This is a genomic window from Corynebacterium poyangense (genome assembly GCF_014522205.1).
GTDB lineage: Bacteria > Actinomycetota > Actinomycetes > Mycobacteriales > Mycobacteriaceae > Corynebacterium > Corynebacterium poyangense.
Window position 1 is genome coordinate 2,136,272 of sequence record NZ_CP046884.1, and the last position, 11,744, is coordinate 2,148,015.

At 53.5% G+C, this 11,744-nt stretch carries 10 protein-coding genes and 1 tRNA gene; 4 read left to right on the forward strand and 7 right to left on the reverse strand.

The window, feature by feature from the left end:
• Nucleotides 1–11: 11 nt before the first annotated feature.
• On the forward strand, nucleotides 12–941 hold the full coding sequence (locus GP475_RS10125; RefSeq protein ID WP_187974252.1) for a DMT family transporter: 930 nt from the start codon (nucleotides 12–14) through the stop codon (nucleotides 939–941).
• A gap of 543 nt (nucleotides 942–1,484) precedes the next feature.
• On the forward strand, nucleotides 1,485–2,669 hold the full coding sequence (locus tag GP475_RS10130) for a CapA family protein (RefSeq protein WP_187974253.1): 1,185 nt from the start codon (nucleotides 1,485–1,487) through the stop codon (nucleotides 2,667–2,669).
• 240 nt (nucleotides 2,670–2,909) lie between these two features.
• Here the strand turns inward: GP475_RS10130 and GP475_RS10135 are convergent.
• A tRNA-Lys gene (locus GP475_RS10135) sits at nucleotides 2,910–2,982 on the reverse strand.
• Between the two features lie 153 nt (nucleotides 2,983–3,135).
• The gene (locus GP475_RS10140; RefSeq protein ID WP_187974254.1) at nucleotides 3,136–4,638 is read right to left on the reverse strand and encodes an acetyl-CoA hydrolase/transferase family protein; all 1,503 of its coding nucleotides are present in this window, start codon (nucleotides 4,636–4,638) and stop codon (nucleotides 3,136–3,138) included.
• Nucleotides 4,639–4,876: 238 nt separating this feature from the next.
• On the opposite strand from GP475_RS10140, the gene dusB reads away from it, so the two are divergent.
• Both dusB and phoU read left to right on the forward strand, forming a co-directional pair.
• Entirely contained in the window at nucleotides 4,877–6,022 is a 1,146-nt protein-coding gene (gene dusB, locus GP475_RS10145) for a tRNA dihydrouridine synthase DusB (RefSeq protein WP_187974255.1), read from the forward strand.
• Nucleotides 6,023–6,105: 83 nt separating this feature from the next.
• A complete protein-coding gene (gene phoU / locus GP475_RS10150; protein ID WP_187974256.1) occupies nucleotides 6,106–6,852 on the forward strand; it encodes a phosphate signaling complex protein PhoU in 747 nt (248 codons plus the stop codon).
• A 20-nt stretch (nucleotides 6,853–6,872) separates the two neighbouring features.
• Here phoU and pstB read toward each other — a convergent pair whose 3' ends face one another.
• The 5 genes from pstB to mshD all read right to left on the reverse strand — a co-directional run bounded on the left by pstB (nucleotide 6,873) and on the right by mshD (nucleotide 11,738).
• Nucleotides 6,873–7,646: a phosphate ABC transporter ATP-binding protein PstB gene (gene pstB, locus GP475_RS10155; protein WP_187974257.1), complete on the reverse strand. Its 774-nt coding sequence runs from the start codon at nucleotides 7,644–7,646 to the stop codon at nucleotides 6,873–6,875.
• A 23-nt stretch (nucleotides 7,647–7,669) separates the two neighbouring features.
• Nucleotides 7,670–8,569 carry a phosphate ABC transporter permease PstA gene (pstA, locus tag GP475_RS10160; RefSeq protein WP_187974258.1) on the reverse strand — a complete coding sequence of 300 codons (900 nt, stop codon included), beginning with the start codon at nucleotides 8,567–8,569 and terminating at the stop codon, nucleotides 7,670–7,672.
• Nucleotides 8,570–9,628, reverse strand: coding sequence for a phosphate ABC transporter permease subunit PstC (gene pstC / locus GP475_RS10165; protein ID WP_187974259.1), 1,059 nt, complete (start codon nucleotides 9,626–9,628; stop codon nucleotides 8,570–8,572).
• Between the two features lie 15 nt (nucleotides 9,629–9,643).
• Nucleotides 9,644–10,726, reverse strand: coding sequence for a phosphate ABC transporter substrate-binding protein PstS (pstS, locus tag GP475_RS10170; RefSeq protein WP_187974260.1), 1,083 nt, complete (start codon nucleotides 10,724–10,726; stop codon nucleotides 9,644–9,646).
• 118 nt (nucleotides 10,727–10,844) lie between these two features.
• Nucleotides 10,845–11,738 (reverse strand): mycothiol synthase, encoded by an 894-nt coding sequence (mshD, locus tag GP475_RS10175; protein ID WP_187974261.1) that lies wholly within the window; start codon nucleotides 11,736–11,738, stop codon nucleotides 10,845–10,847.
• Nucleotides 11,739–11,744: the final 6 nt, after the last annotated feature.

Below are 11,744 nucleotides of genomic sequence, written 5' to 3' on the forward strand. Positions count from 1 at the left end.
TACTGTTAAACATGAGTATTAATAGTAGCGCTTTCGCTTTAAGCGAGGAACCGTTATCCCCCTCACGGCGATCCCACGCCGGCCTATGGTGGGGCCTCTTAGGCGTCATCGCCTTTTCCTTCACCGTGCCACTCACCAAAGTTGCCCTTCGCGACGATCATCTCTCTGCTCTCTTTGTCGGATCAGGCCGCTCAGTCATCGCCGGCATCCTAGCCATCATCGCCTTGCGCTGGACCCGCCAGCCACTCCCCCGCGGGCAACAATGGATACAGGTAGCAGTAGTGGCTATCGGGGCAGTTCTGGGTTTCCCACTCTTGACCTCTTATGCCTTGCACGTCACTCCCGCTAGCCATGGGGCCGTGGTTATCGCCCTCTTGCCTGCTGCCACCGCCGTGATTGCCGTGCTCAGAACCAAAGAACAACCCGGAGCACTGTTTTGGGGTTCTGCCCTAGCCGGGGCGATAGCTGCCGTGATCTTTGCTCTCCACAGCAGCGGCAGTCTCAGCACATTGACGTGGCCGGACCTTCTTCTCTTCCTCGCTGTGGCACTATGCGCCATTGGCTACGCCGAAGGCGGAGTTCTCTCCCGCAGCCTCGGATCATGGCAAACCATTTCCTGGGCTCTAGTTATCTCTCTCCCCTTGATGACACTATTTTCCGGCGTAGCTTTAGTTCACCATCCACCAAGTGGCGGCTTAACTACCTGGTTGGCTTTCGCTTATCTCTCCGTCATCAGCATGTTCCTCGGGTTTTTTGCCTGGTATCACGGTTTAGCCCTTGGGCCAATGTCTCAAGTAAGCCAAATCCAACTCTCTCAACCGGTCATGAGCCTGCTCTGGGCTTGGTTACTGCTGGGCGAACACATCACTCTAGGAACGGTGATCGGCGGGTTCGTCGTCATTGCCTGCGCACTCAGTGCCGTCAGAGCCAGGGTGCACTAAACACCTCATCACTCTTGCCCTCGGGGGAACAGCGAACCTTACCTGCTGCCATTTCTTGCCGATATTTCACAATTTTCAGAGAGTTTTCACCTACTCTCCACGGCTGAGATAGCCTTTCTTCCTAATGAGAAGATAAGAACGCAGCAATAATCAACGCGCCCGCCAGGAACTCGCCACGAGATAAAGAAAACAAACCTATACTATCCAAGCGCTGAAAAGATATTTCGGCGCGCTTTTTCTTTTTTCGGCAACCCACGCAACCATAAAGACCATTTCTCATCAGGGGAAAAGTCCCCTCCGCAGATGACTTACCTAGTTATACTGTGGTGCTTTATGAGATTCCTGAATAGCTTCATCACCGGCCCCAAAACCCGCGGTGAGTCATCTTCCTCAAAAAACCATAACCTCTGTTTCTTTACTGGCAGCTTCAATCCCTAAGCCAGGAAAAGTACTACCAAGCTAGCCATTATTGACCCTTATTAGCTCAAACATATAATTTTCTATTAAATAAATTTTTTAATATCTCTTAAGGTTAAATACATCATGAGACCTCAACGCGCCCCTCATGCGGCGCGCCTCAACAAAGCTCAACGCCTCAGCGTGCCCCTGCTTTCCGGAGCAGTAATCGGGACAATCGCCGCTGGCCTCGGGACCCACCTCATTAGCGCGGAACCAGGATCCCCCACCATCGACCACGCGCAGCTCCCCGCCTCGCAACCACAGCCCATCAGCATCACCGTATCGGGAGATCTCCTATGGCATGAAAATGTTTTTGAAAGCGGCCACAACCCGGACGGCATCTGGGACTTTTCTCCAGTCTTCGCCCCCATGAAGCCCATTATTGACAACGCTGACCTGGCAATCTGCCATGAAGAAGTACCGTTTGCCCCGCCCGAAGGTCCCTTTAGCGGCTATCCGCAATTTCAAGCCCCTCCTCAGATTGCCCAAGGCGTAGCCCAAGCAGGATGGGACCTGTGCACCACAGCATCCAATCACTCAGTAGATGGCGGATTCCCCGGCATTCAACGCACCATGGATGCTTTTCAGGCAGCCGGAATTATGACCTCTGGTACGTCTCGCACCCCGGAAGAAGACGCTACCCCGCGGATCGTCACCACCGCCTCAGGGGTAAAAGTAGCCGTCGTCAACGGCACCTATGGCACTAACGGCTTACCGGTGGAGGAACCCTGGATGGTCCAGGACCTTAATCCGGATACGCTCTTGGCCAAAGCTAAAACTGCTCGTGAGGCCGGCGCTGATATTGTTATGGCGGCTATTCACGCCGGCAACGAAGGCGATACCGAGCCCACCGAGCAACAGACCGAATTAGCCCATATCCTTACTGCTTCCCCGGATATTGACGTGGTTTACGGGCACCATGCTCATGCCGTGCAACCCATTGAGAAAGTCAATGGGAAATGGGTCGTTTATGGTCTGGGGAATATGGTGGCTTCTCAGCTGCCAGATAACTTCCTGGCCTATGATGGCCTCACTGTGCGCTTCACCTTTGCCCCCACTGATCATGGGCGCTGGGAGATTTCTCGCTTGGATTATATTCCCACCATTATTAGCGCCCCCAAGGTCATGCCCGTCACTGTGTCCCCTATTTCTTCCTTGATAAATATGCCCGACGCAGATCTGGACCGAATTCACCAGTCCCGGCAACGAACCGTAGATACTGTTCTGTCTCGGGGAGCAGGAGCAGACCCCGTAGTCCATGAGGGCTAATACACACTAAGCGCTGCCCTCAGTACAAGTTCTCGCGATGCGAAGAGAACTCGTGTGCTTGGTGTTCTCCGCGCCCTTACTTGCGATCCTGCCGTGGTTAAGGGTTGGTACAGAGGGCGGCACTGCCAGCACTTCCTCGATGCGAGTCATGGTCGAGGTGTTCCCCTTAACTAAGAGCACAGCAACTTTTGGGCTCTGGAGAAGAAAAGAAACCCCGGCAGTTCATGCCGGGGAAATAAGTGGGCCCTCCGGGGCTCGAACCCGGGACCTGCGGATTAAAAGTCCGTAGCTCTACCAACTGAGCTAAAGGCCCAACCGTTGCTTCTTAGTATTGATTAAAGCAACTGTAACAGTATAACGCCTTTTTTGGCTGAAGTGGAATTAACCCCCTGACCTCGCACAATGCCAAGAGAACCCGTAGGTTCACAGGATGATCCTACGGGTTGTTGGTGATCAGACTATAAGATCAGCCTTTCATGCTGCCCTTGTCTGCCAGGTTGGTGTGGAAAGAAAATGCCGTGGGAAGATCATGCGGAGTGTGAAGGAATTTACCCTTATTGGCCCGCTCATAGTATTCCTCCAGCAATGGGCGGTAATCCGGATGAGCAATAGCGATCATCTTCTTCGCCCGGTCACGCGGGGTTAGACCGCGAAGATCTGCGTAACCATATTCAGTAATAACCACCATCACATCATGTTCGGTGTGGTCAATATGGCTTGCAAAAGGAACGATGGCAGAAATCGCTCCGTCTTTCGCTACGGAGGGAGAGATGAACGAGGAAATATAACCGTTGCGGGTGAAGTCACCGGAACCACCGATGCCATTCATCATGCGGGTACCAGAAACATTGGTGGAGTTGATATTGCCATAAATATCAGCCTCGATCATGCCGTTAGTGGCAATCAATCCGACACGACGAATGACCTCAGGATGGTTGGAAATCTGCTGCGGACGCAAAATGATGGAATCGCGGTACTTCTCAGCCTGGTCGTTCATTCGCTCGGCATACTCCGGGGACAAGGAGAAGGCCGTCGCAGAGGCAACGGTCATCTTGCCGGCGTCAATCAAATCAACCATGCCATCTTGGATAACTTCGGTGTAAGCCTGAATATTTTCAAACTTAGAGTCCAACAGGCCAGCCATCACCGCGTTGGGCACATTCCCCACGCCAGACTGCATGATGTATCCGTCATAGCTCAGGCGGCCAGCGGCAACTTCTCCCTCCAGGAAATCAAGGAAATTACTGGCGATCTTCTGGGACACTTCATCAGCTGGTTTGAAGGGGGCATTGCGGTCAGGGGAGTTGGTTTCCACCACGGCCACAACTTTGTCCAGATCAATGTCAATCCACGGAGAACCAATGCGCTGGCCGGGGGAGGTAATGGGCACCGGGATGCGGTTCGGCAGCTGTGGCATCCGCCAAATATCGTGCATTCCCTCAAGGTGTTCGGATTGCCAGGAGTTGACCTCGATGATGATGCGCTGAGCAGCGTCTAAGTACTCGACGTTGTTACCCACTGCAGACGAAGGAATGATGTGTCCTTCTTCAGTGATCCGCACTGCTTCAACAATCGCAACATCGAGCTGCCCAAAGAAGCCCTGCTGCATGTACATACCGCTGTGCGAAAGGTGGATGTCAGCATATTTCATCTGGGCGGCGTTAATGGAGTTCCGCATACTGGGATCGGACTGATAAGGCGTACGGAAATTAATAGCATTCGCCTCAGCCAGTACTCCGTCACAGTCCGGAGCAGTAGACGCGCCAGTAAATAAATCGATCTTAAAGTCATCACCCTTGTCATGGGCTGCCTTCGCGCGCTCAGCAATTGCGGTAGGAAGCGCCTTGGGGTAGCCAGCCCCGGTGAAACCGGAAATACCTACTTTGTCACCAGCATTAACAAATTGGGCAGCCCCCTCCGGAGACATAACTTTCCCACGAAGCTTATCGTTCGCAATCCGCTCAGACATGTAATTACCTCCTAAAGACCAGTCCGCCTCCCTGAGAAGTGGGTATTTGACTGACCTTTGTTTGTTCTTCATGAATGGACGCTAGTCACATCTTTGCGCCCAAGTTACGGAAACCACAGTAGCCTATTTCACTCTGATTCGCCTACTAGTCCTTTCCTCCCGCCAAAGCCATGGACTAGTCCCCAACGTAGCCTACCCCGGTTTGGGGGAAACGAGAGAAAAGAGCACAATATGGAGCGTGGTTTTAAAGATCGGATCCCTGGAACTTCGCTCCCCGGTGGTGTTAGCACCCATGGCAGGCGTCACGAACGTCGCGTTTCGACTCTTGTGTCGGGAGCAGGAATTGCAGCGCACAGGAACAGTATCCGGTTTATATGTGTGTGAGATGGTCACCGCGCGGGCACTCGTCGAACGTAATGAAAAGACGTTAAAGATGACGACTTTCGCACCGGAGGAAAATCCGCGAAGCCTCCAGCTTTATACCACTGATCCGCGATACACCTATGAAGCAGCGAAAATGATTGTGGATGAGGATATTGCCGATCATATTGATATGAATTTTGGGTGCCCTGTTCCCAAGGTCACTCGTCGTGGGGGAGGTTCAGCGCTCCCCTATAAACGTCGACTATTCGGCAATATCGTGGCTGCTGCGGTCAAAGCAACTGAAGGTACTGAAGTTCCCGTCACCGTGAAATTCCGGATCGGTATCGACGAAGAACACCACACCCACTTAGATGCTGGGCGAATCGCCGTTGACGAAGGAGCCCAGGCAGTAGCTCTACATGCCCGAACTGCCGCACAGCGCTACTCCGGGACTGCCCGCTGGGAGGAAATCACCCGACTAAAAGAACACCTCGTTCATACCGGCATCCCCGTTTTAGGGAATGGCGATATTTTTGGCCCCGCTGATGCCCGACGCATGATGGATCAAACCGGCTGCGATGGGGTGGTGGTAGGTCGCGGTTGCTTGGGACGGCCCTGGCTATTTGCCGAACTTTCTGCGGAGCTGCGTGGTGAGGACATTCCGGCCGAGCCGACACTTGGCGAAGTATGTCAGATTATTCAACGCCATACTGAACTTCTTGCCGCCCATGACGGAGAACAACGAGCCTGCCGTGATATTCGAAAACATATTGGCTGGTATCTGCGCGGTTTCCCGGTTGGTGGTGAGTTCCGAGCGGCTCTAGCGAAAGTGACAAGTCTGGAGGAACTCTCTAAGATTGTGCACCCCTGGGAAGATTCCACGGCTCTTGCTCGCGATGCGGATGGTGCTCGGGGCCGTCAAGGATCGCCGGGCAAGGTTGCCCTTCCGGAAGGGTGGCTGGATGATCCCGAGGATGACACCGTCCCTGAGGGAGCAGAAATTGAGAACTCTGGCGGATAGGTACACACGATGCGCCTGAGGCGTCGAGCCCCAGGAGACTTCTTAACGCGCGAAATCTGTGTCTTCCATCTATGCTGTTAGCCATGCGAACCGCTTATCGGGAACATTTAGATGCCTTTGCCCATGATCTCATTTTGATGTGCGATATCGTGCAAGAAACAATGACGCAGGCATCTCGAGCGTTATTACAACATTCCTTAGAAGCAGCAGAAGATGCGCTGTCCTTATCTGATCAACTGGAGGAAACGCGCGTCCGCTGCGATACCCGAGCTATTGAACTATTAGCCTTAGAAGCTCCCGTAGCCCGGGATCTCCGCCAAGTCATCTCCTCCATTTATATTGTGGAAGATTTCGACCGAATGGCCGCCCTAGGAATGCATGTGGCTCGTTGTGCCCGACGCCGCCACCCCGGCGCTGTTCTTCCCGAACCCATTGTGGGGTACTTTGAAGAACTAGCCCGCTTAGTGGCAGATATGGGTGCGCGGGTTCGAGACCTTTTGGTTGACCCGGACCCGGAAGTAGCCGTGGTCCTCGGTCAAGACGACGATGCCGTCGATGATCTCCACGACCATCTCATGAGTATGCTGACCCTCAGGGAATGGCCGCATAGCACGTGTGCCGCGGTGGATATCACTCTTCTAGCTCGCTATTATGAGCGCTTTGCCGATCATTGTGTCAATGTGGCCGCCAGAATTGTGTACCTCACCACCGGCATGATGAAAGAAGAATACTTAGCAGAACGAGAACGCTCTAAAGAAGAGGAAGATTTTCAACGCCGCTTTGAAGATCTTGAGCGGATCTACCATCGGGGCCGTTCATCTTCCTCTTAATCCCCCCCTTGGCGGGGCGGTTAGCCAAATCGACCGGAAATATAGTCCTCGGTTTCTTTCTTTTCCGGTGTCTCGAAAATCCGACGCGTCGGACCGTATTCCACTAGTCGGCCGGGTTTACCCGTTGCTTCCAGGGAGAAGAATGCGGTTTGCTCTGACACCCGGGCGGCTTGCTGCATATTATGCGTCACGATGACGATGGTGTACTTTTCCCTGAGTTCGTGAATTAATTCCTCAACCGCCAGGGTAGAGATGGGGTCCAAGGCAGAGCACGGCTCATCCATTAACAGCACCTCGGGTTCCACCGCTATAGCTCTAGCGATACACAACCGCTGCTGCTGCCCGCCCGATAAACCACCACCTGGCCTATCTAAACGGTCTTTCACTTCTTCCCATAAATTCGCCCCCCGCAGGGATTTCTCCGCCACCTCTTTGAGCTTCTTCTTATTCCGCTCGCCCGCTAATTTCAGCCCCGCCACCACGTTGTCTTCAATAGACATTGTGGGAAAGGGGTTAGCTTTCTGAAACACCATCCCCACGGTGTTTCTGACCGACACCGGGTCTACTTGCTGACCATAAATATTTTCCCCATCCAGCAGGATTTCTCCTTGAACGCTGGCCCCCGGTGTCACCTCATGCATCCGGTTAAGGGTACGAAGCACAGTGGATTTTCCGCATCCGGAAGGACCAATAAAAGCTGTTACTGACCGCGCTGGAATATCCATCGACACGTTTTGAACCGCATGAAAATCACCATAGTAAATATTCACGTCATTGAGTTTGAGCTTGCTCATCGGGTGAGATCCTTACTTTTGTATTAGTGAGTTTTGACCGAGAAATGGGAAGATATCCACCGCGCCCCCACGTTCAACACGGCGATAATGAACACCAACGTAAAAGCAGCCCCCCACAGTTTCGCAAGCACAGCATCAGATGTCCCAGCCTTATACATATCCAGCATCATCAATGGCAGGGATGATTGCGGGCCGTTGAGAGCATCCCAGTTAATCACCTGGGTTGAGCCCACCAACACAAAAACAGGCGCAGATTCACCCATGATGCGGGCGATAGCTAACATCACGCCGGTGATAATTCCGGATAAGGCCGTAGGCAGCACAATGCGAGCAATGGTTTTCCACTTGGGGACCCCTAAAGCATAGGAGGCTTCCCGGAGGTCTTGGGGCACTACTCGAAGCATCTCTTCGGTATTCCGGATAATCACCGGAACCATGAGGATGACCAACGCTAGGGACACGGCCAGACCAGAGCGATCAAAACCGAAAAGCACAATCCAGGCGGAATAGATGAATAACGCCGCCACGATGGAAGGCACGCCCGTCAGGATGTCCACCATGAAGGTAGTGAACCGGGCTAATCGTGAACCATTGGCGTATTCCACCAGATAGATGGCGGTGAAGATCCCAATAGGAATAGATAACGCTGCGGTGATAAGCGTCTGAACTAGGGTGCCAACAATAGCGTGGAGGGCACCGCCGCCAGCAGTGTGATACATCACTCCACGCTGAGAGGTAGTCCACCATTCAAGATGAAGCACTGGGCCAATACCGCGAGCCACCACTTCCCAGAGCACCCATACCAGGGGGATCAGGGCAAGAAACATGGTCGAGCTAATCAACACAGTAGCAAAGTGATTAGAGAATCGGCGTCGGGTGGACACACCCACCCTGGTGTTGGAACGGGACGTAAGGACAGTCATTTATTTCTTCCTCCGGGAAATCACTCCACGGGCAAGGGCGTTGACGAGGAAGGTGAGGGCAAAAAGCACCAAACCAGCGGCGATGTAGGCGCCCGCTCTGAGGTCATCATTGAACTCGGGGGCGGCGTTGGCAATGGCGGTAGCAAAGGTGGTTCCGCCGTCGAATAGCGAACCCCGGAACGCCGTAGAGGGGGATACCACCATGTACAAGGCCATGGTTTCACCTAGTGCGCGGCCTAGACCAAGCATCCCACCGGCGATAAAGGCGGAACGACCGAAAGGCAAAACCGTCATGCGGACTACTTCCCAACGGGTTGCACCCAGGGCTAGAGCAGCCTCAATGTGGCCCTTCGGCGTTTGGACAAACACTTCCCGGGTGGTGGCGGCAATCACCGGCAAAATCATCACCGCAAGCACTACCCCTCCGGTAAAGACGTTGCGTCCGGTATCAAAGGAGGGTGAATTTGGGTAGGTGGCAAAAAGCGGAATGAAGCTGAGGTGGGCGTGGAGAAAGACATAAAGCTCTTTGAGGGAGGGGCCCAGGACCTGCCAACCCCATAAGCCGTAGACGATGGAGGGGACGGCGGCCAGCATATCGACCAAATGCCCCAGAGGTTTGACGAGATTTTTCGGCGCGTAGTTTGACAGGTAGATAGCAATTCCCAGAGCCACCGGCATGGCTAAGACCAAAGCCAAGAGGGAAATCATGACTGTGACAGCCAAGAGATTGGGGATCCCGAAGTACATGGCGGAGGTGTCGGTAGTGTTCCATGCCTCTGAGTAGGTGAAAAAACCCACCAAGCCCTTGGCGTTATTGCTCAGCGCAGGGACTGCCCGCCACAGCAAGAACACACCGATAGCAGCAATGATGAAGCTAATAAATCCAGCCGAGGATAGCGACAAACCGCTGAATACCCGGTCCCCTATGCGTCGAACCCCTCGGGTTGGATGTAAGGAGTGTTCTGGGAGAGGACCCGGATCAGGTTCCGGAACAATTGTCGGGGTCGATGACGGCGCCGGTCGGGAACGACGCTGAGCAGAAGGAAAAGAATAAGTCATGATTCAGCCAAAGAATTAGTGGATAGCGTTAACAGCATCAACGAGGCGATCATGGTGGGAACCAGCAACCGGAATATAGCCCAAGTCAGCTAATTGGTCATCCTGGGAGTTCAAAGCCACCGTGAGGAAATCTTTGACCAAGTTTCGAGTTTGTTCGTCATACCCAGCAGAGCAAACAATCTCATAGGTGGTCAACACGAGAGGATAGGTATTGGCTTGGTTCATCCGGTACAAGGCCTTGGTGTCTACCACCATGTTGTGGCCTTCACCGCTAAAGGTTAAGGAATCTAACGCGGAATTCACGGTCTCTTTAGTGGGAGAAACCGGACCGTGCCCAAAGTCCACGTTCGCTACTCCTAGACCTTGCTGGTGAGCAAACCCAGCTTCCACGTAGGTGATAGCGCCATCAATATTCTTCACCTCAGTTGCTACGCCATTTGAGCCGTTAGCTCCAGCACCCACCGCGGTAGGGAATTGCTGGCCCTCACCGGACCAGTCGGTGTTCGCAGCAAGGAATTTTTGGAAGTTATCTGAGGTTCCGGATTCATCCGAGCGGTAAATCACCGAAATCTTCCGGTCCGGCAACTCTACGCCCTTGTTTTCTGCGGCGATGGCTGGATCATTCCACTGTGTAATCTTGCCGCTGAAAATCTTAGAGATGGTATCTACGCTGAGATTCAGATTGTCGGTGCCATCGAGGTGGTAGGCAATAGCAACCGGCCCAATGACCATCGGAAGATGCCAGGCGTCGTTACCTCCGCAGCGCTTCTTTGCTGCAGCAACTTGATCATCTTTAAGGGGTGAATCAGACCCGGCGAAAGCAACCTGACCAGCCACGAAATTAGTCCGACCGGAACCGGAACCCGAAGCGTTATAGGACAAGCTAGCCCCACCACTCGCCTCTTGGAACCGGTGGGCGAAATAGTCCATCGCATTTTGCTGGGAAGATGCGCCCTCCCCGACCAAGTTTCCGCTAGCACCACTTAATCCTGGGATCGTGGTCCCTCCCCCACTGCTCCCAGTTTCGCTACAGGCACTAAGCGTCATTGCCCCAGCAAGAACAGCAGCACATAAAACACCAGCACGGACATTGTTCATGGTGTGGGACCCTTTCCACAATTGATCGATTCTCACACCGAAGCAACTTAAGGCCCACAGATGACTAACGCTGCCCCACTAGATGAAGAGCCGGTGAACTTCCCCCGAACATTTAGCGTTAGGAGGTGATTCCATACACCGTGTGTTGTTCACTCACGCTAAAACCGCGTGCCCGATATAACCCCACGGCAGCTTCGTTATCTGACTCCACGTACAAGATAATTTTCTTGGCATGATGATCAAGAAACATTCGACGTATCCCCAACGCCAATAACGGAGTTCCCAGCTTCTTTCCCTGGAACCTCGGGGATAGTCCCACCACGTACACTTCGCCCACAGCGTCGGCACCACCATGCCATTTAGTCCAATGGAATCCAGCTAATGGCGGAGTTTGAGAACTTGAGTTCTCTTCCCAGAGAAAGAACACGTCATCGGGACTAAACCACTCAGCCTGTTGAGCTCGGTGCAATCGCTGACGATCCCAGCCGCCTTGTTCCGGATGCCAACTAAAAGCCTCGTTATTGACCGCTAGCCACGCATCTTCCACGCTCTCGGAGGACCAGCGGCGTTGCGCCTCTGACAGAGTCGTCGCGAAAAACCCGGCGGGGATGGATACTTCTGATTCTTTGGCCAAATGCTCCTCGCTTAGGGACATCACCAATAATTCTCGGATCACGGAGTACCCATAGTTGGCAGCAAGATGCTGAGCAGCAGCGCAATTGCCATGCGCCCAAAACTGGACTTGTGGCTGAGTATCCCGAATCTCCTCAATAAGGCCACGCCCAATGCCGCGGCCCCGGAACTCCGGGTGAACGCTTAGCTCTACCTGATCGACGTCGAGCGCAGCAATAGCAATGGGAACGGAATTTTCCCATCGGATGAAGTGACGGTGCCCTAAGGACGGGTCGGCTATACCATTGAGGAAATGCTCTGACAATGGTTCTATCCCGTCAACCGAGGCTATCTGCTCAAGGAGATGGTGAATCTGCCGGTGTTGTTCTTGGGAGATCATGGCCCC